Origin of the sequence: Variovorax rhizosphaerae (assembly GCF_037889975.1) — a bacterium.
GTDB lineage: Bacteria > Pseudomonadota > Gammaproteobacteria > Burkholderiales > Burkholderiaceae_C > Variovorax > Variovorax rhizosphaerae.
In genome coordinates this window covers 1-24,947 of sequence record NZ_JBBKZT010000027.1, presented here as the reverse complement: position 1 = coordinate 24,947, position 24,947 = coordinate 1, and the positions used below count along the sequence as shown (strand labels likewise).

At 65.2% G+C, this 24,947-nt stretch carries 21 protein-coding genes and 3 pseudogenes; 14 read left to right on the top strand and 10 right to left on the bottom strand.

Features of this window, described 5'->3' with window-relative positions; genetic code table 11:
- Positions 1-52: 52 nt before the first annotated feature.
- Positions 53-4,390, bottom strand: coding sequence for an AAA domain-containing protein (locus WKW82_RS34455; protein WP_340347537.1), 4,338 nt, complete (start codon positions 4,388-4,390; stop codon positions 53-55).
- A gap of 410 nt (positions 4,391-4,800) precedes the next feature.
- Here WKW82_RS34455 and WKW82_RS34450 point away from each other — a divergent pair, with 410 nt between their 5' ends.
- Positions 4,801-5,772, top strand: a complete 972-nt coding sequence (locus WKW82_RS34450) for a glycosyltransferase family 2 protein (RefSeq protein WP_340347535.1) — start codon at positions 4,801-4,803, stop codon at positions 5,770-5,772.
- Positions 5,773-5,952: 180 nt separating this feature from the next.
- Here the strand turns inward: WKW82_RS34450 and WKW82_RS34445 are convergent, their stop codons facing one another.
- The 5 genes and pseudogenes from WKW82_RS34445 to WKW82_RS34425 all read right to left on the bottom strand — a co-directional run bounded on the left by WKW82_RS34445 (position 5,953) and on the right by WKW82_RS34425 (position 10,420).
- On the bottom strand, positions 5,953-6,918 hold the full coding sequence (locus WKW82_RS34445; RefSeq protein ID WP_340347533.1) for a Bug family tripartite tricarboxylate transporter substrate binding protein: 966 nt from the start codon (positions 6,916-6,918) through the stop codon (positions 5,953-5,955).
- A gap of 25 nt (positions 6,919-6,943) precedes the next feature.
- Positions 6,944-7,869 (bottom strand): annotated as a pseudogene (locus WKW82_RS34440) (NAD(P)-dependent oxidoreductase).
- Positions 7,866-8,246, bottom strand: coding sequence for a VOC family protein (locus WKW82_RS34435; protein ID WP_340347532.1), 381 nt, complete (start codon positions 8,244-8,246; stop codon positions 7,866-7,868). The pseudogene WKW82_RS34440 and the gene WKW82_RS34435 overlap by 4 nt, the downstream one beginning before the upstream one ends.
- Entirely contained in the window at positions 8,243-9,241 is a 999-nt protein-coding gene (locus tag WKW82_RS34430; protein ID WP_340347531.1) for a hydroxymethylglutaryl-CoA lyase, read from the bottom strand. Before WKW82_RS34430 ends, WKW82_RS34435 begins: the two co-directional genes overlap by 4 nt.
- A gap of 18 nt (positions 9,242-9,259) precedes the next feature.
- Positions 9,260-10,420 (bottom strand): CaiB/BaiF CoA transferase family protein, encoded by a 1,161-nt coding sequence (locus tag WKW82_RS34425; protein ID WP_340347530.1) that lies wholly within the window; start codon positions 10,418-10,420, stop codon positions 9,260-9,262.
- 105 nt (positions 10,421-10,525) lie between these two features.
- Between WKW82_RS34425 and WKW82_RS34420 the strand changes: the two genes are divergently transcribed.
- Positions 10,526-11,455 carry a LysR family transcriptional regulator gene (locus WKW82_RS34420; protein ID WP_340347529.1) on the top strand — a complete coding sequence of 310 codons (930 nt, stop codon included), beginning with the start codon at positions 10,526-10,528 and terminating at the stop codon, positions 11,453-11,455.
- Between the two features lie 9 nt (positions 11,456-11,464).
- Here WKW82_RS34420 and WKW82_RS34415 read toward each other — a convergent pair whose 3' ends face one another.
- Positions 11,465-12,430 carry a SphA family protein gene (locus WKW82_RS34415; RefSeq protein WP_340347528.1) on the bottom strand — a complete coding sequence of 322 codons (966 nt, stop codon included), beginning with the start codon at positions 12,428-12,430 and terminating at the stop codon, positions 11,465-11,467.
- A 217-nt stretch (positions 12,431-12,647) separates the two neighbouring features.
- Positions 12,648-12,851 (bottom strand): hypothetical protein, encoded by a 204-nt coding sequence (locus WKW82_RS34410; protein WP_340347620.1) that lies wholly within the window; start codon positions 12,849-12,851, stop codon positions 12,648-12,650.
- Here WKW82_RS34410 and WKW82_RS34405 point away from each other — a divergent pair.
- From WKW82_RS34405 to WKW82_RS34395, 3 genes are all read left to right on the top strand, one after another.
- A complete protein-coding gene (locus tag WKW82_RS34405; RefSeq protein ID WP_340347614.1) occupies positions 12,850-13,524 on the top strand; it encodes a sulfatase-like hydrolase/transferase in 675 nt (224 codons plus the stop codon). The genes WKW82_RS34410 and WKW82_RS34405 overlap by 2 nt on opposite strands.
- Positions 13,412-13,705 (top strand): hypothetical protein, encoded by a 294-nt coding sequence (locus WKW82_RS34400; protein WP_340347526.1) that lies wholly within the window; start codon positions 13,412-13,414, stop codon positions 13,703-13,705. The genes WKW82_RS34405 and WKW82_RS34400 overlap by 113 nt, the downstream gene beginning before the upstream one ends.
- Positions 13,706-13,896: 191 nt before the next feature.
- Positions 13,897-15,096, top strand: coding sequence for an FAD-dependent monooxygenase (locus WKW82_RS34395; protein ID WP_340347524.1), 1,200 nt, complete (start codon positions 13,897-13,899; stop codon positions 15,094-15,096).
- Positions 15,097-15,383: 287 nt separating this feature from the next.
- Here the strand turns inward: WKW82_RS34395 and WKW82_RS34390 are convergent, their stop codons facing one another.
- Positions 15,384-16,373, bottom strand: coding sequence for a Bug family tripartite tricarboxylate transporter substrate binding protein (locus WKW82_RS34390; RefSeq protein ID WP_340347522.1), 990 nt, complete (start codon positions 16,371-16,373; stop codon positions 15,384-15,386).
- A gap of 71 nt (positions 16,374-16,444) precedes the next feature.
- Between WKW82_RS34390 and WKW82_RS34385 the strand changes: the two genes are divergently transcribed.
- From WKW82_RS34385 to dusA, 3 genes and pseudogenes are all read left to right on the top strand, one after another.
- Positions 16,445-17,356 carry an acyl-CoA reductase gene (locus WKW82_RS34385; protein ID WP_340347521.1) on the top strand — a complete coding sequence of 304 codons (912 nt, stop codon included), beginning with the start codon at positions 16,445-16,447 and terminating at the stop codon, positions 17,354-17,356.
- A pseudogene (locus tag WKW82_RS34380) lies at positions 17,328-17,918 on the top strand (alcohol dehydrogenase catalytic domain-containing protein); the annotation flags it as partial. The gene WKW82_RS34385 and the pseudogene WKW82_RS34380, both read left to right, overlap by 29 nt.
- A gap of 91 nt (positions 17,919-18,009) precedes the next feature.
- Positions 18,010-19,023, top strand: a complete 1,014-nt coding sequence (gene dusA / locus WKW82_RS34375) for a tRNA dihydrouridine(20/20a) synthase DusA (RefSeq protein ID WP_340347520.1) — start codon at positions 18,010-18,012, stop codon at positions 19,021-19,023.
- A 58-nt stretch (positions 19,024-19,081) separates the two neighbouring features.
- Here dusA and WKW82_RS34370 read toward each other — a convergent pair whose 3' ends face one another.
- On the bottom strand, positions 19,082-19,729 hold the full coding sequence (locus tag WKW82_RS34370; RefSeq protein WP_340347519.1) for a GntR family transcriptional regulator: 648 nt from the start codon (positions 19,727-19,729) through the stop codon (positions 19,082-19,084).
- Between the two features lie 93 nt (positions 19,730-19,822).
- Here WKW82_RS34370 and scpA point away from each other — a divergent pair, with 93 nt between their 5' ends.
- From scpA to WKW82_RS34340, 6 genes and pseudogenes are all read left to right on the top strand, one after another.
- Complete coding sequence (gene scpA, locus WKW82_RS34365; RefSeq protein WP_340347517.1) at positions 19,823-21,985, top strand: methylmalonyl-CoA mutase; 2,163 nt, start codon at positions 19,823-19,825, stop codon at positions 21,983-21,985.
- Positions 21,986-21,993: 8 nt separating this feature from the next.
- A pseudogene (locus tag WKW82_RS34360) lies at positions 21,994-22,464 on the top strand (GNAT family N-acetyltransferase).
- Positions 22,465-22,524: 60 nt separating this feature from the next.
- Complete coding sequence (locus WKW82_RS34355) at positions 22,525-22,779, top strand: antitoxin (RefSeq protein ID WP_340347514.1); 255 nt, start codon at positions 22,525-22,527, stop codon at positions 22,777-22,779.
- Positions 22,780-22,792: 13 nt separating this feature from the next.
- Positions 22,793-23,203 (top strand): type II toxin-antitoxin system VapC family toxin, encoded by a 411-nt coding sequence (locus WKW82_RS34350; RefSeq protein WP_340347513.1) that lies wholly within the window; start codon positions 22,793-22,795, stop codon positions 23,201-23,203.
- A complete protein-coding gene (gene meaB, locus WKW82_RS34345; RefSeq protein WP_340347512.1) occupies positions 23,200-24,255 on the top strand; it encodes a methylmalonyl Co-A mutase-associated GTPase MeaB in 1,056 nt (351 codons plus the stop codon). The genes WKW82_RS34350 and meaB overlap by 4 nt, the downstream gene beginning before the upstream one ends.
- A gap of 17 nt (positions 24,256-24,272) precedes the next feature.
- The coding region (locus WKW82_RS34340) for an acyl-CoA carboxylase subunit beta (protein WP_340347511.1) at positions 24,273-24,947 on the top strand (675 nt) is incomplete at its 3' end.

Genomic DNA, 24,947 nt, shown 5'->3' with positions numbered 1-24,947 from the left:
CGGAAGTCGCAAGGTCCGCGCATCGACGGCCCTTGCGCCAAGCAGCCAGCCCCTATCGCTCCCAGCGCCGATGCCTCGCAGCCGAGGCCAGGTCGCGGTGGACCGCTGCCGCGCCGGCGCTCTTGCACTGCATGCAGTTGCGGCCATGGCCACCGGCGCCATTCTTCAGCGCCAGGTCGAAGAAGGCCTCGCGCTCCTTGATCTGCCCGCACTTCCTGCATTGCTGCATTTCCTTCTGTAACAACCCTGCGGCCTGTTCCTGCATCTGGTGAACGGCTTCCGACTCGACCTCGCCCAGGGCGACTTCCACCAGCGCGAGCAGCCTGCCGTTGATCGTGGCAACGGGGTCCCGTCCGAGGTTGAAGCGGTTCAGGCGCAGGAAGCGGTAGCCGTAGCTTTCCAGCGTGAGCTGGCGCTCGAGGTCACCGGGCTCCAGATAGCGCTCGTAGTTGCCGACGTGCACCTTCTTGCCCTTCTGGAAATGGAATTCGAAGCCGTCGTACTCGATCACGATCTGCAGCGCGCCCTTGTCCGATCGAAAGGTCAGCAGGAAGTCGGTTCGCCACGCCGGATGCTGGTAGGTCGGGTTCAGCTGCTTGAGGTAGGTGCCGATGGGGAATTGCGGAAGGATCTCGATGTGCTGCGCATTCGCCTGGAAGAAGGGCGTCTGCTGGATCCACTTCAGGACCCTCGCTTCCATCGGGCTCTCGGTCAAGGCTTCCGCGCCGGGCGCGACCGGCTCGTGTTGCTCGAGGATGCCCGCGTAGTGCGACAGGGCCTTGGCAATGGCGCCGCGATAGTTCTCCAGCGGCATGGAATGCACGAACCAGATCATTTCCTGCGCACGGCTGAAGCCGACGTTCAGCCGCTGCACCTTCAGCTTGTCCTCGACGCTTTGCTCCGCGTCCTGCAAGGTCACCGGGAAGATGTAGTTCAGCGCGTCGTTGCCGGCGCTGGCGACCATCGAATAGAAGATGATGTTGCGCTCATTGCCCTGGCAGGTGTCGAAGGTGAACACGCGAAGGCGCAGCACGTCTTCGAAGGCCTGGCCCTTCGCATGGTTGAACAGCAGCTTCGACAGCCAGGTCTGCTGTTCCCGGAACGGCGTGATGACGCCGACCGACGGCGGCTCTTCCTCTTCCAGAAGTTCCAGCAGGCGCGCCAGGATGAACTCGCCTTCCGCCTCGTTGATGCCGCGCGTGGCCTTGTGTCCCGGTCCGACTTCGACCTTGGCGAAGCGGATCACATCGTCGATCGGCAGCGCCCTGATCTTCAGTGCCTGGAGCTGGCCGTTGTAGAAGGTCTTGGACGAGTAGCCGATCAGTTCCGGGTAGGAGCGGAAGTGCTTCGTGAGCATCGTCGAGTACGAGCAGGCCGCGGTGCAGAACTCCAGGATCGAACGCTTGACGTCGAACATGGCCAGGCGCTGCAGCACGTCGGTGGCTGTGCTGACGTGTTGCTGGAAGTACTTGTCGAGCTCAGCGCGGTACTTCGTGTTCTGCGCAATGCTCGCGTTCGCGGACTTCACGTTGGAGAACTGCTTGGTGTCGCCCAGCACCACGATCTTCCTGGCGCGCAGCAGGGCGGGCAGGGCCTGCGCCACCGACACCTGCGAGGCCTCGTCGATGACGACGACGTCGAAGATCTCCGGGCTGAGCGGCATGAATTCGCCGAACTCGCGAACGCTGGCCAGGATCACCGGGAACGAGTCCCGAAGCTGGGCGAAGCGCTCTTCCGGAAACTTCTGTCTTGCTGAGATCACGGCGGCGAGCGCCTTGGCATCCGCGCGGTTGTCGTCCATGAACTTCATGAGACGACCGTCGACATGAGCGTTCATGACCGAGGTGTTCATGCGTTCCAGCTTGGTCTTGGTGCCGACGTAGTCGTAGAACGGCGCCGCGCCGAATGCGCCGGCCACCGAAGTCCAGCGTTCGAGCAACTGGATCGTTGGGGGCCACATCTCCAGCTTTCCCGCGCCGAGCATGGCCTCCGGCAATGCCGGGTTGACCCGGTGGAGGACGTCGAGGAGCCTGGCCGTGTCGCGCGCTGCGGGATGCGGCCGCTGGCCTGAAGCGAGACGGCGAAAGGCGTCGTCGAAGTGCTGCCCGAGCGACGCCGCTTCAAGTTTCAGCTGCAGGCTGTTGCCGCCTTCGACGATGGCGCCCAATGCGGCCTTGTCGGCTTTCAATGCAACAGGCCGCGTCGCGCCGAGCTCGTTGACCTTCAGCTCGAGGGCGCGCACCGCACCGCCGCGGAACAGGTAGCCGAACAAGGGCATGCGGAGTTGCTCGTAGGCCAGGAGATCGGCCTGCAGCGCCCTGATCTGTGCGCCTTTCATGCGGGGCAGCAGCTTCCAGTGGTCTGCGTTGTGTGCGCTGAGGAAGTCGAGAAGGCAGACTTCCAGCCGGGTGCTTTCGATCAGGCCTTCGGCCGTGGTGGCCGGACCTGCATCCTTGGCCAGGTACGCCAGGACTGCGTCGAGATTCGTCGAAGCGGCACGGAGCTCGACGCGCAAGGCTTCGGTGATGCCGTCGTGGCAGATGGAATGCAGCGTGTCGAGCAAGGCCGGTGCGCCATCGGCCAGCTGGTTCTCGCAATCGTGCAGGGCCTTGACCGCGCTCAACTCGATCGCACCCAGCACATCCACGGTCTTGTGGACCGCCTCCTTGAGATCGGCGTGCGTCTCGGCGCGCTCGGCTTGCAACTTTTGCGTGGCGCCCTGCGTCGCCTTCGAGTACGCCTGCAACTGGGTCAGGGTCGCGGTCGATGTCAGTTTCTTGAAGTTGGCGTCTTGCCGCCCGAGGCGCAGGATCGGGTTCGGAAAGTTCCGGTCATGACGCACCTTGTTCATCGCGTCGTTGAGCTTTTCCTCGACGACGTCGAGAGCCTCCGCCTTGTCCGAAAGAACGAGGCAGGAGCGGCCCGCAAAGGCGCAGTCGGCAGCGATCGCCGTGATCGTGTGGCTCTTGCCGGTGCCGGGCGGGCCTTCCACGACCAGGATCTTTCCTTCGTCCCTGCGCGTCGCCAGCACGACCTTGCGCTGCTCCTCGTTGAGTGGAATCGGCGAGTCGTCCAGCACCCGGTCGACCAGCGGGAAGTCGTCCCATTCCTTGTTGATGGCGGTGCGGATGGATTCACTGTTGCCCTGCAGCACCTGGCTGACCAGGCCCTGGAACAGATCGACGATCGCCGAGCCGCCGCGCTTGGCCTGGTCGATGATTTCCTCGTAGTCATTGACCAGTGCTTCGTCGGCCTTCTCGAAGGCTGCGAAGTGCAGCGCCGCGGACATGCCCACCTTCGAGGTGCGCGCATCTTTGGCGACCTGGGAGAGTTCGATCTGGCCGCCCAGGTCGGTGGAATTGGCGACGAGCCGGAACAGCCCGCCGGCCACCTCGTAGATGCTCTGCTGCGGCGTGAGGTAGGTGATCCGGTCCCGCACCGGGCTGCTCCATTCGCGCTGGGCCGCTTGGGCGAGTGCGGCGAGCACGTAATCGATCGCCTTGCGATTGGCGAACAGGTGGTTCGACAGGCTGAGCCTGTAGCCGCCGCCTTCCATCGATCCGATGTCGATGGGAACGAACAGCAGCGGGTAGCTGGCATTCTCGTAGCGGAGCGAACCGATGTAGAGGTAGAGCTGCATCCCGTCGCCATTGGCGACGTAGGTCTCCAGGTCACGGAATTCGAGGAAGCCGTCGGCGGCAACGAAGTTGTCGAAGAAGACGAGCAAGGCGTTGTGCGTGTGCTCGCGGGTGATGAAGTCCTGGAGGGCTTCATCCAGAGGCTGCAGATTGCCGGTGGCCAGGAACTTGGCGAGCGTGTCGGGCAGCACTTCGGCCAGATCCGCGCCGACGCGCTGGATCAGGTCGCCTTCGGCCGCGATCAGTGAATCCATCACCGCATAAGCCTGCTGCTTCAGCGGCCCCTCGAGCTGCGTCACGAGCGGGCGGACGATCGACTTGCTGATGAGTGCGCGCAACGCGGCTTGCGTCGCTTCGATCCAGGCCTCTGCGTCCGCGGAGGGAGCAGGGCGCGACGCAATCACTTCCGCGCGCAGACCCGTTCGCACGGCAACGATCTGCTCCTCTGCAATCGCCAGCACCTGCTCGCGAACGATCTTCTGGAGCACGGCACTGATGGGCCGGTTGTACTTGCGCGGCACCATGTCGAGCGAGCGGTCTTCGCCGCTCGGGCGGCTCAACAGGTTCCAGACTTCGCGATCCAGTGCGGGATAGGGCGCGAGCCGCATCCCCGAGCGGAACCCTTCCGGCGTGGTCAGCGTGATGCGGCGGCGTGGCGCCTGGCCGCTCTTGAAGTCGGTGTCGAGGAAGTCGCAGAAATAGCGACTGACTTTCTCCGCGATCTGGTTGATCCTTGCTGCATCCAGTGACATGTCGATCCACTTCGCCTTGAAGAGCCCCCGGGGCCGGGCTGCGCCCAGCCCGCCCCCCGAGGGGAATTGAGTCGGGATGGCAAAGCCACCGAGTCAAGAGCCCCCAGGGCCGGGCTGCGCCCAGCCCGTCCCCCGAGGGGATTTGAGTCGGGATGGCAAAGCCACACCGACTCAAGAGTTGGGGAGTCTAGCTAGCAGGCTGTTGAATCCAGCGGCCGCGACGCGCATCGCGTACTTGAACTGCACAGCACGTTCCATGGCGCAGGTTCTGGCGACCTGCGCGCAGTAACTCAGCTAAGCGGACGCGGGGTCTTGTGGCGGACCCAAGTGCCGTATCAGTCCTACGGCAACGAGTTGCAATTGATCAACACGCATGGCCAATTGTAACTTAATGTTACATATACTGCGCCATGCTGATCTCCATCCTCGTACCCACCTTTCGGCGACCTCATCACTTGGCCGAGGCGCTCGACAGCCTGGCACAGCAAGACCGCTCCCTGATCGGCGAGATCATCGTGGGGGATGACAGCCCCGCGCAGTTTCATTCCGACAACCGTGCCGCGATCGCCGCCAGCGGGGTTGCAGCGCTGGTGCGCCATGTCATCAACGACCCTCCGCTCAGCAACTATCCGAACCAGTGCGCGCTGGGGCGGGCGGCGAGGTTCGACCACATCCTCATCCTGCATGACGACGACCAGCTCTGCCCGGGCGGCCTGGCCAAGTTGGCCGAGGCGTGCGCCGACGAGACGGACGACAGTGTGAGGATCTGGTTCGGCCGCAGTGAAATCATGGACGAGCACTCCCGCGTCGATCCCGTGCGCACTGCCGCCGTCAACAAGGAGTTCGGGAAGGACGGGCCGGGCGAGGTGCGCTCCGTGCGCGAGTGGTCGCTCGAGCATGCGATCCCGCCGGACGGTTTCCTGATCGCCCGGTCCACGTACCTCGCGCACATGCTCGGTGCCCGTGATGGCAACGTCGGTGACTGGGGCTTGTCCGTGAGGCTCGCGAACAGCGGCGCCCACGGTCGGTTCATTGCGGAGGACGTGGCCCGCTACCGGGTGCATACCGAGTCGTTGACCAACTTGGGGCGGGGCGTGGATGCACACATCATGTTCGAGCTGACGCAGCAGCTGAAGGTCTCCGCGCCCGAGCACATCGAGGGCAGGGATCGGCTGTTGCGTGAGTTCGTGGAGGTTGCGACCACGCGCTATCTCCGCGATGGCGAGCGCAGCACGGCATGGCAATGCTTCTTGTCGCCTTATTGGCATTGGAAGCGACGCTTTTCGCCGCGCGGGATCGCGACGCTCGGCATGCTGTTGACACCCGCCTTCTGCTGGAACTGGGCGCTAGGCAACCGAGGTGGCCGGATTTTCCGCTCGTGATGAAGTAGACGAGAGCGCGCCCAGGTCCTGACCCAGCAGAGGGCACGCTGCTCGCCATCTTTACCTTGCAGCACGGGCGCCGCACGTCCGGGACACATGCGCGCGCGCTGCCCATGCATGAAAACGCGAGCGTTGCGGCGATCACGGCGATGGTCTTGGATCGAGGGGCAGTGACCAGCCTCAATCCGCCTTGATGCTCCCGTCCTTGATCACCTTGGCCCACAGCGCCGTTTCCTGGTCCACGAACTTGCCGAGCGTCGGCGGGTCCATGTAGACCGCGAAGGCGCCCTGGTCCTCCACCTTCTTCCTGAAGGCTTCGCTTTCGACGATGGTCTTGACTTGGGCGCTCAGGCGCGCGACGACCTCGGGCGGGGTCTTCGCCGGCGCGAACAGGGCGAACCACGATTCGACCTCATACCCGGGCAGGCCGGCCTCGGCCGCGGTGGGCACCGTCGGCATCGAGGGATGCCGCTTTGCGCCGGCATAGGCGAGCGCCTTGATCTTGCCGGCCTGCACCTGCCCGATGACGGAGGGCGGCGTGGTGATGAACATGTCGACCTGGCCGCTGATGAGGTCGGTGATGACCGGCCCGGAACCCTTGTACGGGACGTGCGTGGCCTGCACCTTGGCCTGGCGCGCGAACATCTCGCCGGCGATGTGCTGGATCGAGCCATTGCCCGACGACGCGTAGAACAAGCCCTTGCCGTTCTTCTGTCCGTAGGTGACGAAGTCCTTCAGGTTGGTGGCCGGCAGCGCACCGCTCACGGCAATCACGTGCGGCGCCCGCATGACCAGCGCGATCGGCGCGAAGTCGCTCGTCTTCCAGCGGATCTGCGGGAACAAGGCCGGGTTGCCGACGTGGTAGCCGGAGTACTGCATGAGCAGCGTGTAGCCGTCCGGCGCGGCGCGCGCCACGGCCTCTGTGCCGATGTTGCCGCTGGCGCCGGGCTTGTTGTCGACCACGACCGGCTGGCCCAGCGCCTTGGCCAGTTGCTCGCCCACCATGCGGGCCATGATGTCGGTCGACCCGGCCGCGGCGGTCGGCACGACCATCGTGATGGGCTTGGAGGGATAGGTGTCGGCGTGTGCGGGAAGGGCGCAGAGGGACGCGGCAATGGCAGCCAGGGAAGCGAGGCGGGTTTTCATGGGCTTGTCTCCGGTGATGTCGGGTTCAGGAAAGCTGGGCCGGCTGGGCAACCAGCGCTTGCAGGGAGTTGGCGAGCCTGGCTTGTGCGCGGTCGCTGGCCCAGGCGACGTGAGGCGTCAGCAGGAGATTGGGAACGCTGTCGTCGAGCAGCGGGTGCGCCGGTGTTGGCGGCTCCGTCTCCAGCACATCTATGGCTGCGCCCGCGATGGTGCCGCTGCGCAGAGCGCTGGCCAGTGCGATGGGTCGACCAGTGCGCCGCGGCCCGTGTTGATGAGGATCGCGTCGGATTTCATCCGGGCCAGCGAATCGGCGTTGATCAGGCCCCGGGTGTCCGGCGTCAGCGGCAGGTGGAGCGTGATCGCATCGGACTGGGACAGGATGTCGTCGAGCGGGAGTTCGTCCTCCTTGCAGTCACTGCCGGGTGTCTGTGCAAAGTGAACCGTCATGCCGACACCCCGTGCAAGCCGCGCTGCCGCCTCGCCGATGCGCCCGCGGCCGACGATGCCCAGGCGCGAGCCGCCAAGGTCGCGAATGCGGGGCCCGGTCCAGCAGAAATGGCTGGATGCCGACCAACGGCCATCGCGGGCCGCGGCGGCATAGGTCGCGATCTCGCGGCGCAAGGCAAACAAGGTGGCAATCGCGTGCTCGGCCACGGAGTCGCTGCCATAGTCGGGCACGTTCTGCACGCGGATGCCCAGCGCCTCGGCCGCCGCGACATCGATGTTGTCCGTGCCGGCGGCCGCCACGGCGATGAGTCGCAGGGCCGGTGCTGCACGGAGTTGCCCGGCGTCGAGGCGCACCTTGTTCGTGATCACCACCGTGGCGCCGGCGATGCGTTGTGCAAGCTGCGCGGGCGAGGTGCTGGGCCAGGGTGTGTAGTCGATGCCGAGGGCGGCGTCGAAGGCCAGCGCCTGCGGCAGCGTGGCTGCATCCAGGAAGACCACCTTCATGACGCCACCTCGGAGATCTCGATGAGGTTCAGGTCCGGGTCACGCAAGTACACGGAGCGGATGCGCGAGGTGGCGCCGGTGCGCATCACCGGCCCTTCGATGATCACCATGCCTTTGTGCTGGAGTGCAGCGATCACTTCATCCAGCGGCACGCTGGCGATGAAGCACAGGTCCAGCGCGCCCGGCACCGGCAGGTGCGCCTTGGGCTCGAACTCCTTGCCCTTGACGTGCAGGTTGATCTTCTGGTGGCCGAAGCGGAAGGCCTTGCGGCCCTCGCCGAAGGATTCGAGCGACATGCCCAGTCCATCGACATAGAAGGCAATGCAGGCCTGCTCGTCGGTGGTGGTGAGCACTAGGTGGTCGAGATGATCGATCACGACAGGGTCTCCCTCGCGCTGGTTCTTGCGCCTTGCTTGGCGGCAGCACGGGCGACGATCTCGGGGAAGTCGGCAGGCGGCTGATGCTTCGTCAGGCGGTGGCCGGCCCTGGGCAACTGGCTCGGCAATTCATGCTGCACGAGGTGGGCCACCTGCGCCGCGGCACTGATCAGGCCATCGAGGTCCATGCCGGTGTCATAGCCCATGCATTGCAGCATGTGGACCACGTCCTCGGTCGCGACGTTGCCGGTGGCGCCCGGCGCATAGGGGCAGCCGCCGATGCCGCCCAGCGACATGTCGAAGCGCCGGATGCCGGCCTCCACGGCGGCCACGCTGTTGACCAGTCCCATCGCGCGGGTGTTGTGGAAGTGCGCCGTGAAGTCCAGTCGAGGATGGCGCGCCATCGCGGCGCTGCAGATCGACTGGACCTGCGTGGGGTAGGCCATGCCGGTGGTGTCGCACAGGGTGATGCCCTTGACGCCCAGCGCGGCGAAGCGGTCGATCCAGCCGAGCACCGTCTGCTGCGGCACTTCGCCTTCCATCGGGCAGCCGAACACGCAGGACAGCGACACGTTGACCGGCACATTCGCACCGCGCGCCAGGCCGATCACTTCAGCCAACTGCGCGAAGGACTGTTCGCGCGTCATCCGCAGGTTGCTGAGGTTGTGCGTCTCGCTGGTCGACATGACGATGTTGAACTCGTCGATGTTGACGTCGAGCGCACGCTCCGCGCCGCGCAGGTTGGGCACCAGGGCGGTGTACACCACACCGGGCTTGCGCTTGATGCGCGCCATGACCTCCTCGCCGTCGCGCAGTGCCGGAATGGCCTTGGGCGAGGTGAAGGAGGTCACTTCGATCTTCGCGTAGCCCAGCGTGCTGAGCTGGTCGATGAGCGCGATCTTGTCGTCGGTCGGGATGAAGTGGCTCTCCATCTGGAAGCCGTCGCGCGTGGCGACTTCGTTGATGTAGAGGCGTTGGTTGTTGCCGTGGTTCATGGTGCTTGCTCCGTGGGTTCAGGCTGTGCGCGCGGGCCAGCCGCCGTTGCGTTGCAGGTCTTCGGTGTGCTGCCCCAGGCGGGGCGCTGCGTGGGCGATGGCGCCCGGTGTTGCGCTGAGCTTGGGCACGACGCCCGGCACCTTCAGCGTGCGCCCATCGGAGGTCGGCGATTCGAGGATCATGTCGCGGGCCAGGTACTGCGGGTCGCTGGCAATGTCGGCGACCGAGTAGATGCGGCCGACCGGCACGCCCGCGCCATCCAGCACGGCCAGCACGTCGTCGCGGCTGCGCGTCTTCGTCCATGCCTCGATGGCGGCATCGATTTCCTCGACGCGGCGCACGCGGCCGTCGTTGTGGGTCAGCTCCGGATCGGTCTCCAGGTCCTCGCGGTCGATGGCGCGCATCAGCCTGCGGAAGATGCTGTCGCCGTTGCCTGCTACGAGCACGTACTGGCCGTCGTTGCAGCGGTAGGCGTTGGTCGGCGCGATGCCCGGCAAGGCGCTGCCGGCGCGTTCACGCACAGCGCCGAAGGCATCGTGCTCGGGCACCAGGCTCTCCATGACGTTGAACACGGATTCATAGAGTGCCACGTCGATGAACTGGCCTTCGCCACCGTGCGCGGTGCGGTGGTGCAGGGCGGTCAGCACGCCGATCACGCCATGCAGCGCCGCCAGCGTGTCGCCGATGGAAACCCCCACCCGCACCGGCACCCGGCCCGGCTCGCCGGTCAGGTGGCGCAGGCCGCCCATCGCCTCGCCGAGCACGCCGAAGCCGGGCTTGTCGCGGTAGGGGCCGGTCTGGCCGTAGCCGGAGATGCGCAGCATGATCAGCCGCGGGTTGAGCGCATGAAGCTGCTCCCAGCCCAGGCCCCAGCCTTCCAGCGTGCCGGGCTTGAAGTTCTCGATGAGCACGTCGGCCTCCAGTGCCAGCGTACGCACGGCGTCCTGGCCTTCAGGGCTTCGCAGGTCGAGGCACACCGAGCGCTTGTTGCGCGACTGCACCTCCCACCAGACGGAGGTGCCGTCGCGCAGCAGCCGCCACTTGCGCAGCGGATCGCCGACGCCGTGCGGCTCGACCTTGATGACGTCGGCGCCGAACTCGGCCAGTGTCTTGCCGGCGAAGGGCCCGGCGATGAGTTGCCCCAGTTCAAGAACCTTGAGGCCTTCCAGTGCTTTCATGTCTCTTTGCTTTCGTGTGCTGCGAAGACTTGAATCTAGGCTTGAAGGGCGTCGAGGAGGAATTGCCATGTCGGCATGTATCCTTCGCGTTTTGCGGAGGCCCCCATGGCGAAGAACCTGATCAACCCGGCGCGGGTCGACTTCGTGACGCTGCGATTGTTCTGCGCCGTGGTGCAGACCGGCAGCATCACCAAGGGCGCGGCGCAGTGCCACCTGGCGCTGTCGGCCGCGAGCCGGCGCTTGAGCGACTTCGAGGCCGCGACCGGCGCGCAGTTGCTGGAGCGAAGCGTGCAGGGCGTGAGCGTGACGGCAGCGGGGCATGCGGCCGCGCAACATGCGATGCGACTGTTCCAGGGCTTCGAGCTGTTCAGCAGTGAGCTGGCGGACTACTCAGTGGGCTACCGTGGCCATGTGCGGCTCTGGGCCAACATGTCCGCGCTGACGGAATTCCTGCCACAAGCGCTGGCGGACTTCATGGCGCAGCAGCCGGGGATACGGGTCGACATCGAGGAGCAGTTGAGCGCGGACATCGTTCGTGCGCTGCTCGATGGCTTGGCCGACATCGGCGTGTTCGCCGAAGGCACGCCGGCAGAAGGCCTGACGCTGGCGCCGTTTCGCAGCGACGAGCTGGTGCTGCTGTGCCCGCGCGCCCATCCGCTGGCCAATGCGCGGAAGCTGGCTTTCGCGGATTGCCTGGACCACGATTTCGTCGGGCTGAACCGGGGCAGTTCGTTGCTGGAGCTCACCTCCCGCGCCGCCGCCGACGCCGGGCGCACGCTGCGCATGCGCGTGCAGGTGCGCAGCTTCGATGCGATGTGCCAGATGATTGCCGCCAAGCTCGGCGTGGGCGTGCTGCCGTTGGCGGCGTGCAAGGAAACGGCGGGGCCGCGCGGGCTCAAGGCGGTGCGGCTGACCGATGCATGGGCACAGCGCCAGTTGATGCTCGGCTACAGCGCGAACAGGCCGTTGTCGGCTGCGGCGCAGGTCATGGTGGATCAACTGCTGCTGCCTGGCGGCAGTGGCACGCGGCGTTGAACGCTCGCTTCAGAAGATCAGCGTCGCCGTCGCCATCACGGTCTTTCGGCTGTCGATGCGGTTCTTGCTGCTGATGGTCGGAACCCAGCGCAAGCTCATCGACAGGGGGGCCTTGCCGCCGATCTTTGTGTCGTAACTCACCACCGGGCCGAATGCCCAGTCGTGTCCCTTGAAGCCGTTGAGCCTGTCGGCGGTGGGACCGCTGTCGCTGCCGAGCTGCTGCACGGTGCCCAGGATCAGGCCGGCGCCCACGCCGTTGCTGAACTTCTTCACGCCCATCACATCGAGCGTGAACAGCGGTGCGTTCTCGTAGTCCGTGTCCTTGTTGCGTGTGTAGAACTGCAGCCCTGCCACGGCATCGAGTTGCCATCCACCTTCCGGAAAGATCCGCGTGTAGGCGATCTGCGGTATGAAGGTCCAGTTGTTGAGGCTGGGGTTGGCGAGATTGTCGGCGTTGTACTTGCCTGTGGGCGCCCAGAAATTGAAGCTGAGCGACATGTGCTCGGTCTCCGAGAAATGGTAGCCCGCGATGATCGGCGACACGTAGATGTCGAACATGTTGGACGCCACGTCCTGCGCGTTGCCCTGGCGAGTGCCGGCCGTGAGGTTGGCATTGATCTTTTCATAGAGGTACGGCAACGTGATGCTCGAGGCGAAGTTCCACTTGCCCGGGCCCGTGTCCCACACCTTCAAGACGGTCGCGAGCGTGAACGAGATCTTCGCGTCGATGCCGATCGATGTCTGGCGCAGCACCGGCACCTGGCGGTCGCCACCGATCGAGCCATTGAGGTAGATTTCACTGAAGTTGACAGCCCAGATGGGCGCGGGCGGGACGATCCCGCCGTTGGCTTGGACGGTCGTGCCGGAGACCGGCCGGCCCAATCCACCCTCGGTGGCATGGGCGGCGATGCCGCACAGCCCGATGGCCAGACCTGAAATCACCTGCAACGGAAAATCCCGGCAACGAGCATTCATGCGAGTCTCCTGGCAACACATTGCCAGTTTGCCCCCACGTGCTTTCGTCCGGCAAGCACGCCTGCGTGGGTTGTGCACTTCGGCCCCAAGGTGCAATTGACTTGGCCTGTGCATTGGTTTGCGGGGTTGGTTCATGCCGGGAGCCGGCGAAGCGGAACAGCAACCTTATTGGCCGATCCACCGCTCGATGTGCGCCCGCATGCGTTGCAGGTGGTCATCACGGCTCGCGTCGCTTGACCTCCTTGTCGCCAGCGCGCAGGGAAGCGATCTCGCGCTCCTCGATCGGGACATCCTTCGGCGGGAGTGCACGGCAGGCCGCGCGGCCTTCATCACCGGGCAGTACACGATCCGCTCGGGCATGACCACGGCGCATGGAGGACTTCGACGGCGGCGAGGTCATCCCCAAGGCGATGGACTTCATGCGCAATTCGAAGAAGGAGGGCAAGCCCTTCTTCGTCTGGCTCAACACCAGCCGCATGCACCTGTACACGCGCCTCGGCGAGAAGTGGGACCACGCCGCTGCCAAGTACACGCATGAGGACGACAGCCACGGCAGCGGCATGCTGCAGCACGACCACGACATCGGCCAGGTGCTCGACTTCCTCAAGAAGTACGGCATGGAAGACAACACCGTCGTCTGGTATTCCACCGACAACGGCCCCGAGCATTCGTCATGGCCGGACGGCGCAACGACGCCTTTCCGCGGCGAGAAGATGACCGCCCACGAAGGCGGCGCGCGCGTCATCTCGATGCTGCGCTGGCCCGGCGTGATCAAGCCCGCGCAGATCAGGAACGGCATCCAGTCGCACCAGGACATGTTCACCAGCTTCGCGGCCGCGGCCGGCGTACCCGACGTCGTGGAGCAGATGAAGACGCAGAAGAAGCAGTACATCGACGGCGTCAACAACCTCGACTACTGGACCGGCAAGTCACCCGAGAGCGCGCGCCTGCTCTATCGAAGGCAAGCTCACTGCGGTGCGCATGGGGCCATGGAAGCTGCACTTCTCGACCAAGGAGGACTACTACGCGCAGGTGGTGCCGCGCTTCGCCCCGCTGATGTTCAACCTGCGCAGCGATCCGTTCGAGAGCTATGACAGCAAGGATTCGTATGGGCACCTGATCCAGCAGAACTCGTGGATCTCGGGGCCGATGGGCGAGCTGATCGGCGCGCACCTGAAGACGCTGGCGGAGTACCCGCCGGTGCGGGCGGCGAAGTCCTCTGATCGGTCGAATCTGGTGCAGGATTTCCTGCAGCGACAGAAGCGGCAGCCTTGAAAAGGGGCAGGCGCCTGTCGACTGCAAAGGGCGTCTACTGAGGCTGGGAACGGGCTGCTTTCGAGAAGTGCGCCTTGCCAATTGAGCATCGCAGCCCTTGGAATGCCCGAGAATCCGTTCAGACCCAAGCGCCTTGTGGCCGCGCGATGCGCATGTGGGATGCGCCGGCGGCAAGCACGATGGGATTGGCGATGGCACATCAGGCAAGCGCAATAGCAATCGTCGGCGGCGGAATCGGCGGACTCACGGCGGCCCTATCGCTGCTGCACGCGGGGTTCGATGTGCACGTGTATGAGCAGATGAAGGATCTGCGTGAAGTGGGTGCCGGAATTCAGATCAGTCCCAATGCGTCGCGCATCCTGCATCGGCTCGGCTTGGCGGGGAAGCTGGCAGCAATGGGCGTGCGGCCGTTGGCCTGGCATCAGCGACGTTGGGACGACGGTCGCACATTGCTGCACACGCCGCTCGGCGAAACAGTCGAGGCGGTGTTTGGTTTCCCGCACGTTCAGGTGCACCGGGCCGACCTGCTGAATGCGCTCAGGGATTCCTTCCCCGCCGAACGTCTGCATCTTGGACATCGGTTTGCGGGATGTACCGACCGCGGCGACCACGTCGAGCTGAGCTTCGAGAATGGCGCGCGCATCACCAGCGATGCGTTCGTCGGTGCGGATGGCATTCACTCCGCCGTGCGCCGAGCCTTGTTCGGCGACGCGAGCCCCCGCTTCACAGGGTGTGTCGCCTACCGCGGCCTGGTGCCCGCCGCCCGCCTGGCGCACCTGCGGCTCCCGGTGGAATCCCAGGTCTGGATGGGGCCGGGCAAGCACTTCGTGCACTACTACGTTCAGAACCAGGCCTTGGTCAACTTCGTTGCCATCGTTGACCAGGATGACTGGGCGCGCGAATCCTGGATCGAGCCGGCCGACGTCGCCCAGGCATTGGCCGCGTTCGAGGGGTGGCATCCCCAGGTCCGGGCGATCCTCGGGGCGGTCGACGAGACCTTCGTCTGGGGCCTCTTCGATCGCTCGCCCATGGCGCAATGGTCCGTCGGACGCAGCACGCTGCTGGGCGATTCCTGCCACGCGATGCTGCCCTTCATGGCGCAGGGGGCGGCGCAGGCGATCGAGGACGGCGCAACACTCGCGGCGTGTCTTGCGAAAGGCAGCCCGCAAGACATTCCCGGCGCACTGCGGCGCTACGAATCCTTGCGATTGCCGCGCGCGTCGCGCGTCCAAACCGCTTCGAGGGAAAACAAGACGCGCTTCCATCTGCCAGACGGGCCACAACAGCAAGAGCGCGATGCGCAGATGGCGAGTGGCTCGACCGACTGGTCGTTCAAGGCCGTTCAGTGGCTCCACGGGCACGACGCGGGAATCGTCGAAGAAGGCGCGTGAGCGCGAAGGACTGATGAAACTTGTCGGCGCCGTGCACGAGAACTGGCAGCCCGAACGTTGATCAGCGTACCTCGCAGTCGTCTTCTCTACCCGACCGTCAAGGTGGGACGGCCATCCGCTTACGCAACAACACCTTCCAGGCATCCGAGCTGCGGCTGGTGGCAGTTGATGGCGTCGAACAACCTGAGCCCGGCGGTACCGTCAGGCGCCTGACGGATAGCCAGCGAGATGTCCTGCTGCTGCGTCTTCTCGAACGCGCGTGAACCTCGTCGAGACCTCGGGGCGATTCAATTCAGCTTGATGTCGTAGGTCTTCACGATGCCTGCGTTGCGCTCGTACTCCTCGCGCACCGCCGGGCCCAGCTTGTCGACGGGCTGGTCCTCGATGGGGTCGAAGCCGTTGGCCAGCAGGCGCTGCTTCACGCTTGGCAGGTTGCCAACATGGGCCAGGGCGGAGTGGATTTTCTGGACCAGTTCAGGCGCCATCTTGCTGCTGGCGATCACCCCCATCCAGTTGCCGAACACCAGATCCGGGTAGCCCAGTTCCGTCATCGTCGGCACATTGGGCAACTGCGGCGAGCGCGCCTTGGACGCGACGGCGAATACCTTGAGCTTGCCGCTATCGATCATCGACCTGGAGGTGGTGAGCCCGTCGAACATGATTGGAATGCGCCCCGCGATCACGTCCACCAGCGCCGGGGGCGAGCCAGGGTAAGGCACGTGCTGCAAGTCCAGCCCCGCCTCCTTGCTGAACATCAGCCCCGCGTACTGCGAGCTGGTGCCGGCGCTGTACGAGGCAAAGGCGAACTGGCCCGGCTTGCCCTTGAGGTAGGTCACCAGTCCCTTCACGTCTGATGCGGGCAGCGTCGGCGAGCCCACGAGCACGGACGTGCCCTTGGCCAGCGCGGCGATGGGCTTCACGTCCTTCAGCGGGTCGAAGCCGCCCTTGAGCACCAGGGGCACTTCGGTGAGGACGTTGCTTGCGCACACCACCATCGTGAGGCCGTCAGCTGGCTGCGACAACATGTACTTGATGGCGATCGCGCCGCCCGCGCCGGGCTTGTTCTCAACCACCACGGTCTGGCCGGTTTCCGTCGCCAAGGCTTCGCCTATCAGCCGAGCGAACACGTCCGCCGAGCCGCCTGCAGGCCCGGTGACGACCAGGCGGATCGGCTTGTCCGTCCAGGAGGCGGCGTTGACGGCAAAGGCGCTGGGCGTGGCCAGCAATGTGCAGGCGGCAGCGGCCAGGGCACGGCGGCGGCTGATGAAATGGGGCATGGTCGTCTCCAGTGGTGATGCTTTGAAGGCCTGAATCTTCGCGCCGCTGGCCGGACGTCGCGTTGCATTTCATGCCATTCGTTTCGCTTTTCACGCCAGCGATCGCTCAGGACGCGAGCACATCATCGAAGCGGTGGAGGCCAGCGTCGGCATCCAATACCTCGAAGGCTGGGTGCTGCAGAAGCTCATCGACGGCACGCAGCTGGAAGTGCGCTGCTTCGGATCGCGCGCGCTGCACATCGTGGCCGGCAACGCCCCGGCGCTGTCGCTGTGGACCATCCATGCGCAACATGGTCCTGCGCAGCGACGCGATCATCAAGGCGCCTTCCAACGACCCGTTCACCGCGCTGGCGATCGCCCGCACCATGATCGAGATGGCACCGGTCCATCCGCTGACGAAGCATGTGAGCGTGGCCTACTGGAAGGGCGGCGACACCGCGTTCGAAGAGCGCCTGTACCAGCCGCAGAACATCGAGAAGATCGTCGCGTGGGGCGGCTTTGCCTCGCTCAAGCACGTCACGCGCTACGTGCAACCTGGGCTGGAACTCATCTCGCTGGACCCCAAGCGCAGCGCCAGCATCATCGGCGCCGAGACCTTCGAGACCGAGGAGACGATGCGCGAAGCCGCCGTGCGCCTGGCCACCGACGTCGGTGTGCTGAACCAGAAGAGCTGCATCTGCGCACGCGTGGTCTATGCGCAGAGCGGCACCGATGAAGACGGCGTGCGGAAGCTCGCCGACTTCGGTCGCATGGTCCATGAGGCAATGCTGAAATTGCCCAACAGCGTCAGCACCGCCGCAAAGCGCTACGACGCGGGCCTGAAGGCCGAAGTCGACGCGCTGCGCCTCGATGACGAGTGGTACGAAGGTGATCGGCGGCGAGCAAGCGGAGGGCGCCGTCATCGTGTCGAAGATCCCGGAGGCGGTGTTCTTCTACACGAAGCTCGACGACCGCACCGTCTACCCCTGCGTGCCGGGTCATGAGATCGTCGGACACGTGACGGCCGTCGGGCCCGAAGTCACCAAGTACAAGGCAGGCGATCGCGTCGCGGTCGGCTGCTTCGTCGACAGCTGCGGGCTGTGCGAGCCCTGCCAACTGGGGCAGGAGCAGCACTGCACCGGCGGCGTCACCGCCACCTGCAACGGCAAGGACCGCGTGACCGGCGAGACCACCCTGGGCGGCTACGCCGACAAGATCGTGGTGCGCGAGAAGTTCGTGCTCCGCGTGCCCGATGCGCTCGATTTCGAGTACGCCCCGCCGCTGCTGTGCGCCGGCATCACCGTTCGGACGCCGATGCGCGAGCATGGCGTGGTCATGGGAACCCGGGTCGCGGTCGTGGGCCTGGGCGGTCTCGGCCACATGGGCGTGAAGCTCGCCGTCGCACTGGGTGCGCGGGTCACGGTCATCACCACCTCGCCCTCCAAGGCCGAGGATGCACTCGCGCTGGGCGCACACAAGGTGCTGCTGTCCACCGACCAGAAGGCCATGATGGCTTCGCTCAACGCCTTCGATTTCATCCTCGACACGATCCCCAAGCGCCACGACGGCATTGCCGCCAGGTAGCTGGGAGAATGGAGGCATGCGTGTGCACCCCGTGTGCACCTGTCTTCGCACATCCTCGATCCCGCGACCGCCAATGCCTGAAAAAAGCCAATCCAATCAACAGCTTGATTCGATGAGGGTCAGTGTCGCCCCGATGATGGATTGGACCGACCGTCATTGCCGCTTCTTCCACCGCCTGCTGAGCCGCCGCACCTTGCTCTACACCGAGATGGTGACCACCGGCGCCCTGGTGCACGGCGACGTGCCGCGCCACCTGCGCTTCAACACCGAGGAGCACCCGGTCGCCCTGCAACTGGGCGGCAGCGAACTCGCCGACCTGGCCCATTGCGCGAAGCTCGGCGAGGAATGGGGCTACGACGAGATCAACCTCAACTGCGGCTGCCCCAGCGAGCGCGTGCAGCGCGGCGCTTTCGGTGCCTGCCTGATGCAGGAGCCGCAACTGGTGGCCGATTGCGTGAAGGCCATGGTCGATGTGGTCGACGTGCCGGTCACCGTCAAGCACCGCATCGGCATCGACAAGACCGAGAGCTACGCGTTCGTGCGCGACTTCGTCGGCACGGTGCGCGAGGCCGGCTGCAACACCTTCATCGTGCATGCACGCAATGCCTGGCTCAAGGGCTTGTCGCCCAAGCAGAACCGCGAGGTGCCGCCCTTGCGCTATGCCCTGGTGCACCGCCTCAAGCACGACTTCCCGGACCTGCGCATCTCCATCAACGGCGGCATCGCCGACAACGCCGAAGTCCATTCGCAACTGCGTCTGCTGGACGGTGTGATGATCGGTCGTGAGGCCTATCACAACCCCTGGTGGCTGGCCGAATGGGATGCCGGTTTCTTCGGTGAAACGACACGCGAACTCACGCGCGAAGACATCGAATCCCAAATGTGCGACTACATGGCCCGAGAGTCCGCCGAACACGGCACCCCCTGGTCCAACATCGCCCGCCACATGCTCGGCCTGCGCAACGGGCTCCCTGGCGCCCGTCGCTGGCGTCAGGTCTGGAGCGACCACAAGCTCAAGGGTTCATCGCCGCACGAGGTCATGGCACTCGCACACGCCACGGGGGCTGCGCGCGAACCGGTGATCTGAATTCGCACGAACGCAGGAGGAAGACGCAGGCACGCGTCCCGATATCGCGAAGCCCCCGTCAGGCAGCTGCTTCCAATCCGCTCTCGAAGTGCTCGCGCATGCGGGCCATGGCGGCCTCGGCGTCGCGAGCCACCAGCGCCGCCATGATCGCGCGGTGTTCGCTCAGTGATTCGCCAATCCGGCCCGCCTTCAGGAGCGAGTTGTGGCGATTGAGCTTCATCACCTTGCGCAGGTCGGCCACCATCTGGTCGCGCCAGCGGTTGTCGGCCATGGCCAGCAGCCGCATGTGAAAGCGCTCGTTGACCGCGAAGAAGCGCTCACGGTCGATATGTCCCGGTCGGGCCGCGGCTTCGAGCTCGGCATGCAGCGCCTTCAGTTCGTCCACTTGGGCCGTGGTCGCATTCACCGCCACCACGCCGGCCGCGTCGCTCTCCAGCAGGCTCAGCAAGTGGTAGACGTCCGAGAGATCCTTCTCCGACAGCTCGGTCACGTAGGCGCCACGGCGCATCTTCATCGTCACCAGCCCTTCCGCGGCCAGTACCTTCAGCGCTTCCCGCAACGGCGTGCGGCTGATGCCGTACTCCTCCGCCAGCTTGAGTTCGTCGATCCAGGTGCCAGGCTCCAGCTCGCGATTGAAGATGCGCTGGCGCAGCAATTCGGCCACTTCTTCATACAGGGCGCGGGGTGTGAGGGTGACAACGGACATGCGCGAAATGTACCGCAATAATGGGTTATGAATTAATAATTACAGCGCGGGTATACTCGCGACCACATCTTGATTCCCAGCCAGGCGGCGCACATGAGCACACCTTCCGAACCCACCTTCAAGTCTTCCACCCTCGACGCCTGGACCAAGGCCGCGGCCAAGTCCGCGCCCGGCGGCGACCTGAACGCGCTCAACTGGCTCACGCCCGACGGCATCACCGTCAAGCCGCTCTACACCGCGGCCGACCTGCAGGGCCTGAAGTACACCGATACGCTGCCTGGCTTCGAGCCCTACCTGCGCGGCCCCCAGGCCACGATGTACGCCGTGCGCCCCTGGACCATCCGCCAGTACGCCGGCTTCTCCACCGCCGAGGAGTCCAACGCCTTTTATCGCAAGGCTTTGGCAGCAGGCGGGCAGGGCGTCAGCGTGGCCTTCGACCTGGCCACTCACCGCGGCTACGACAGCGACCATCCGCGCGTGACCGGTGACGTCGGCAAGGCTGGCGTCGCGATCGACAGCGTGGAGGACATGAAGATCCTGTTCGACCAGATCCCGCTGGACAAGGTGAGTGTGTCCATGACCATGAACGGCGCGGTGCTGCCGGTGCTGGCGGGCTACGTCGTCGCGGCCGAAGAGCAGGGCGTGTCCGAGGATCAACTCAGCGGAACCATCCAGAACGACATCCTCAAGGAGTTCATGGTCCGCAACACGTATATCTTCCCGCCCGCGCCGAGCATGCGGATCATCGGCGACATCATCGAGTACACGGCGCAGAAGATGCCCAAGTTCAACTCGATCTCCATCAGCGGCTACCACATGCAGGAAGCCGGCGCGAACCAGGCGCTGGAACTGGCCTTCACGCTGGCCGACGGCAAGGAGTACGTGAAGACGGCGCTGGCCAAGGGCCTGGATGTGGACGTGTTCGCCGGGCGCCTGAGCTTCTTCTGGGCCATCGGCATGAACTTCTACCTGGAAGTGGCCAAGATGCGCGCCGCGCGCCTGCTCTGGTGCCGAATCATGAAGGAGTTCGAGCCGAAGAACCCCAAGAGCCTGATGCTGCGCACGCACTGCCAGACCTCGGGCTGGTCGCTGACCGAGCAGGACCCGTACAACAACGTCGTGCGTACCACCATCGAGGCCATGGCCGCGGTGTTCGGCGGCACGCAGAGCCTGCACACCAACGCGCTCGACGAAGCGATCGCGCTGCCCACCGAGTTCAGCTCGCGCATCGCACGCAACACGCAGCTCATCATCCAGGAAGAGACCCATATCACCAGCGTGATCGACCCCTGGGCCGGCAGCTACATGATGGAGAAGCTCACGCAGGACATGGCCGATGCGGCGTGGAAGATCATCGAGGAAGTCGAGGCCATGGGCGGCATGACCAAGGCCGTGGACAGCGGCTGGGCCAAGCTCAAGATCGAGGCGGCTGCGGCGGACAAGCAGGCGCGCATCGACTCGGGCAAGGATGTGATCGTTGGCGTGAACAAGTACAAGCTCAAGTCCGAGGACACGCACGACATCCTGCAGATCGACAACGTGAAGGTGCGGGATGGGCAGATCGCAAAGCTCAACGCCATTCGCGCCAAGCGCGACACCGCGGCCACTCAGGCGGCGCTCGATGCGCTGACCGCAGCGGCTGAAAGCGGTGAAGGCAACTTGCTGGACCTGAGCATCCAGGCCGTGCGCCTGCGCGCGACTGTGGGCGAAATCAGCGATGCACTGGAAAAAGTCTACGGTCGCCACCGCGCTGACACGCAAAAGGTGACGGGCGTCTATGCGGCAGCCTACGACTCGGCTGAAGGCTGGGAGGCACTGCAGCACGAGATCGCCGCCTTCGCCGAAGAGCAGGGCCGCCGCCCGCGCGTGATGATCTCCAAGCTCGGCCAGGATGGCCACGACCGCGGTGCCAAGGTCGTCGCCACCGCATTCGCCGATCTGGGCTTCGACGTCGACATGGGCCCGCTGTTCCAGACACCGGAAGAATGCGCCCGCCAGGCCATCGAGAACGACGTGCATGCGGTGGGCGTCTCCACGCTCGCCGCCGGCCATAAGACGCTGGTGCCCGCGATCATTGCGGAACTGAGGAAGCAGGGCGCCGACGACATCATCGTGTTCGTCGGCGGCGTGATCCCGCGGCAGGACTACGACTTCCTCTACGAGGCTGGCGTCAAGGGCATCTACGGCCCGGGCACGCCGATCCCGGCGAGCGCGAAGGACGTGCTGGAGCAGATCCGCGCGGCGGTCGCGGCCTGAGGATCAACGTGGCAGACATCCTGTCCCGGTTGTCCTTGCAGCCGGTGGATTCCAGCGACTTCGAGGCCATGCTTGCCTTGCGCATCGACGCGATGCGCCCGAGCCTGGAGCGCGTCGGCCGCTTCGATCTCGATCGTTCTCGTGAGCGACTGCAAGCGGGCTTCGTCGTGCCATACATGCATCACATCGCACTCGACGGCGATCAACGCATCGGCTTCGTCACGCTCAAGCCCGAAGGCAGCGATGCGCTGCGCCTGGACCATCTCTACCTGCGCACCGGTTTCCAGGGCCTGGGCATTGGTGAATGGGTGCTGGAGTGAGCCAAGTCGCAGGCGCGCGAGCAAGGGCGCGACATCAAGCTCACCTCGCTGGTGAAGAGCGACGCCAACCGCTTCTACCTGCGGCACGGCTTCGTGCTCGAAGGCGGAGAGGGTGTGGACTTGCACTACCGCTGGCGATTCGCGCCACCGGCGGTTTGACTGGCTGAGTCATGGTATATACCATTGGTATATCTTTCTATTCAAGCTGGAGGTGCAGCCATGTCTGACCTGGCCATCGCCAAGATCTTCATGAACGGTCGCAGCCAAGCCGTCCGGTTGCCCAAGGAGTTCCGTTTCGACACCGATGAAGTGACGGTCGAACGATCGGGCAACGCAGTGATTCTTCGCCCACGCTACAAGGACCACGCGGCCTGGTGGGCGGAAGTCGAAGCGGCACTCAATGCATTCGAAGGGATGCCCGAGAGCATCGAACGCGAACAGACGCCGTTGCGCGATCTGCCGGATTTCGGATGAGCCGGGCCGACTCGTGACACGCTACTTTCTCGACACCAACATCTGCGTCTATGCATTGCATCGCCGCATGCCGCAGGTGCTCCGCCGCCTGGAGCGCGCTTCTCAGGACGAACTCGTGATTTCGACGTTGGTCGCCGCCGAACTGGCCGGCGGCGTGATGCTCAGCACGCGCGTGGAAGCAAACCGGCGCGCGCTCGAAGCCTTCCTTCGCACCATGACCGTCGAGGGCTGGGGCTCGGAAGCCGTGTGGCACTACGCCGAGCAAGCGGCCCGACTGCGACGCGCCGGCACCCCTGTCGGGACCATCGATCTGCTGCTGGGCTGCCAGGCACTCGCGGACAGCGATGCAGTGCTGGTGACACACAACGTGCGCGAGTTCCAGCGCATCGAAGGACTGCGTGTCGAGGATTGGGCCGCCGCGTGAGCTTTGCAAATGTCATTCTCGATCGCGAGGCGCCGACCGTCGCCCAGCGCCGCGCCATTGCCAAGGCCATCACGCTGCTGGAGTCGACTCGCGACGACCATCGCAAGCAGGCCGACGAACTGCTCACGGCGCTGCTCCCGCATACCGGCAAGTCCTTTCGCCTCGGAATCTCCGGCGTCCCTGGCGTCGGCAAGTCGACTTTCATCGAAACGCTGGGCCTGTTCCTCATCGACAAGGGCCATCGCGTCGCGGTGCTCACCATCGATCCGTCATCGACCGTCTCCGGCGGCTCCATCCTCGGCGACAAGACGCGCATGGAAAAGCTCTCCGTCCACGAGCGCGCCTACATCCGTCCAAGCCCGTCGTCGGGCACGCTCGGCGGCGTGGCCGAGAAGACGCGCGAGGCCATGCTGGTCTGCGAGGCGGCCGGCTACGACATCGTCATCGTCGAAACCGTGGGCGTGGGCCAGAGCGAGACTGCCGTGGCCGGCATGACCGACATGTTCGTGCTGCTGCAACTGCCCAATGCCGGCGACGACCTGCAGGCGATCAAGAAGGGCGTGATGGAACTGGCCGACCTGGTCGTCATCAACAAGGCCGACATCGACAAGGATGCCGCCACGCGCGCGCAGGCCCAGATCACTTCCGCGCTGCGCCTGTTCGGCCATCACGGCAACCCCGCACATGCGCAGGCGATGCAAGCCGCGCATGCCGTTCCAGGCTCACCCGAAGCAGAGATCCGCTTCTGGCAACCGCGCGTGATGCAACTGAGCGCACTGCTCGGCACCGGCGTCGATGCCTTCTGGACCGCGGTCACCGAATTCAAGTCGCTCCAGAGCGCCAACGGCAGGCTCACAATGCGCCGGGAGAAGCAGGCGCTCGCATGGATGTGGGAACGCATCGACGCCGGCCTCAAGCATGCCTTCCGACACCATCCCCACGTGCGCGAACTGCTGCCGCAAACCATTGCCGCCGTGACAGGCGGCACGCTCCCCGCATCCACGGCCGCACGCAACCTGCTGGCCGCGCAAGACCACCACACCCCCATCTGAAACTTCCACGGGACGTCATGAAAGAAATCCTCGAACTCCTCGAACAACGGCGTGCGCAGGCCCGCCTGGGCGGCGGCCAGAAGCGCATCGACGCGCAGCATGCCAAGGGCAAGCTGACCGCACGCGAGCGCATCGAACTGCTGCTGGACGACAACACCTTCGAAGAATGGGACATGTTCGTCGAGCACCGCTGCACCGACTTCGGCATGGAGGACAACAAGATCCCCGGCGACGGCGTAGTCACCGGCTACGGCATGATCAACGGCCGCCTGGTGTTCGTCTTCAGCCAGGACTTCACCGTCTTCGGCGGCGCGCTCAGCGAGGCGCATGCCGAGAAGATCTGCAAGGTGATGGACCAGGCCATGAAGGTCGGCGCTCCGGTCATCGGCCTGAACGACTCCGGTGGCGCCCGCATCCAGGAGGGGGTCGCTTCCCTTGGCGGCTATGCCGAGGTGTTCCAGCGCAACGTGATGGCCTCGGGCGTGGTGCCGCAGATCAGCATGATCATGGGCCCCTGCGCAGGCGGTGCGGTGTACTCGCCCGCCATGACCGACTTCATCTTCATGGTCAAGGATTCGAGTTACATGTTCGTCACCGGCCCCGAAGTCGTGAAGACCGTGACGCACGAGGACGTGACCGCCGAGGAACTGGGCGGCGCCTCCACCCACACCACCAAGAGCGGCGTCGCCGAC

Coding starts and splice junctions, on each gene's coding strand:
- dusA (WP_340347520.1), top strand. CDS start 18,010: ATGCCTGAAAAAAGCCAATCCAATCAACAGCTTGATTCGATGAGGGTC.
- WKW82_RS34450 (WP_340347535.1), top strand. CDS start 4,801: ATGCTGATCTCCATCCTCGTACCCACCTTTCGGCGACCTCATCACTTG.
- WKW82_RS34405 (WP_340347614.1), top strand. CDS start 12,850: ATGCGCAATTCGAAGAAGGAGGGCAAGCCCTTCTTCGTCTGGCTCAAC.
- WKW82_RS34390 (WP_340347522.1), bottom strand. CDS start 16,373: ATGCCCCATTTCATCAGCCGCCGCCGTGCCCTGGCCGCTGCCGCCTGC.
- WKW82_RS34370 (WP_340347519.1), bottom strand. CDS start 19,729: ATGTCCGTTGTCACCCTCACACCCCGCGCCCTGTATGAAGAAGTGGCC.
- scpA (WP_340347517.1), top strand. CDS start 19,823: ATGAGCACACCTTCCGAACCCACCTTCAAGTCTTCCACCCTCGACGCC.
- WKW82_RS34430 (WP_340347531.1), bottom strand. CDS start 9,241: ATGAACCACGGCAACAACCAACGCCTCTACATCAACGAAGTCGCCACG.
- WKW82_RS34455 (WP_340347537.1), bottom strand. CDS start 4,390: ATGTCACTGGATGCAGCAAGGATCAACCAGATCGCGGAGAAAGTCAGT.
- WKW82_RS34355 (WP_340347514.1), top strand. CDS start 22,525: ATGTCTGACCTGGCCATCGCCAAGATCTTCATGAACGGTCGCAGCCAA.
- WKW82_RS34445 (WP_340347533.1), bottom strand. CDS start 6,918: ATGAAAACCCGCCTCGCTTCCCTGGCTGCCATTGCCGCGTCCCTCTGC.
- WKW82_RS34425 (WP_340347530.1), bottom strand. CDS start 10,420: ATGAAAGCACTGGAAGGCCTCAAGGTTCTTGAACTGGGGCAACTCATC.
- WKW82_RS34410 (WP_340347620.1), bottom strand. CDS start 12,851: ATGAAGTCCATCGCCTTGGGGATGACCTCGCCGCCGTCGAAGTCCTCC.
- WKW82_RS34400 (WP_340347526.1), top strand. CDS start 13,412: ATGGGGCCATGGAAGCTGCACTTCTCGACCAAGGAGGACTACTACGCG.
- WKW82_RS34385 (WP_340347521.1), top strand. CDS start 16,445: ATGCCATTCGTTTCGCTTTTCACGCCAGCGATCGCTCAGGACGCGAGC.
- WKW82_RS34420 (WP_340347529.1), top strand. CDS start 10,526: ATGGCGAAGAACCTGATCAACCCGGCGCGGGTCGACTTCGTGACGCTG.
- WKW82_RS34415 (WP_340347528.1), bottom strand. CDS start 12,430: ATGAATGCTCGTTGCCGGGATTTTCCGTTGCAGGTGATTTCAGGTCTG.
- WKW82_RS34395 (WP_340347524.1), top strand. CDS start 13,897: ATGGCACATCAGGCAAGCGCAATAGCAATCGTCGGCGGCGGAATCGGC.